1 protein-coding gene and 1 rRNA gene are annotated in these 900 nt (G+C 66.3%); both read right to left on the reverse strand.

What is annotated here, in order from left to right; translation table 11 throughout:
* A partial coding sequence (locus AA75_RS53830; RefSeq protein ID WP_206743465.1) for a hypothetical protein occupies positions 1 to 197 on the reverse strand: 197 nt, incomplete at its 3' end.
* 412 nt (positions 198 to 609) lie between these two features.
* Positions 610 to 726 (reverse strand): 5S ribosomal RNA (gene rrf, locus AA75_RS37345).
* Positions 727 to 900 lie beyond the last annotated feature (174 nt).

Consider the following 900-nt stretch of genomic DNA (forward strand, 5'->3'; position numbering starts at 1 on the left):
GCCACCACGGTCACGGTCACCGTACGACGGACGGTCGTCGCGACGCGGCCGGTCACCGTAGGACGGACGGTCATCCCGACGCGGCCGGTCATCACGGTTGAACCCACTACCACCGGACGGACGGTCGCCACCGCTGCGGTAGCCACCACCGGACGGACGGTCGCCGTAGGACGGGCGGCCACCACGGTCGCCGCCACGGTCGCGGTCACCGTACGAAGGACGGTCATCCCGACGCGGACGGTCGTCACGACGGCCGGCCTCGCCACGGTCATCCCGGCGCGGGCCACGGTCGTTGGACCATCCACCACGCGACCGGGGCTCGTAACCGCGGCCCTCGTCCGATCGGCGCTCGGGACGGTCCTGGGGCGGGTTCGACATCCTGGTGACTCCTGTCTGCTGCTTCGACCTCTGCCGCCGCTGCCGATTCAGGGCACCAGCGCCATCGCATCCTGGTGCCGACCACCTGGCCGCACACCACCTCTATTGTCCGGCATCCGCTCCGACCCTGCGTCCGGGCGGGAGCCGGTCCTGCCGGCGTACTGCACGATCTGGAAAAACAAAAAGGCCGCGGCCCCAGCGAATCGCTGGGGCCGCGGCCTTTGAATGATTGTTCGGCGGCGTCCTACTCTCCCACAGGGTCCCCCCTGCAGTACCATCGGCGCTATGAGGCTTAGCTTCCGGGTTCGGAATGTAACCGGGCGTTTCCCTCGTGCTATGACCACCGAAACCCTATCGGGTATTCAGCGAAACACACTCTTCAATTGATTAGTGTTTCTTGCCCGTCGACCGGAGTCGATGATGGGCGGATTCGCCGGCGATAGCTGTTCGCTACCCGGGAACCACACAGTGAACGCGAGCGTCTGAGGACAAGCCCTCGGCCTATTAGTACCGGTCAACTCC

The sequence above is a fragment of the Kitasatospora sp. MBT63 genome, from assembly GCF_000710465.2.
Lineage (GTDB): Bacteria > Actinomycetota > Actinomycetes > Streptomycetales > Streptomycetaceae > Kitasatospora.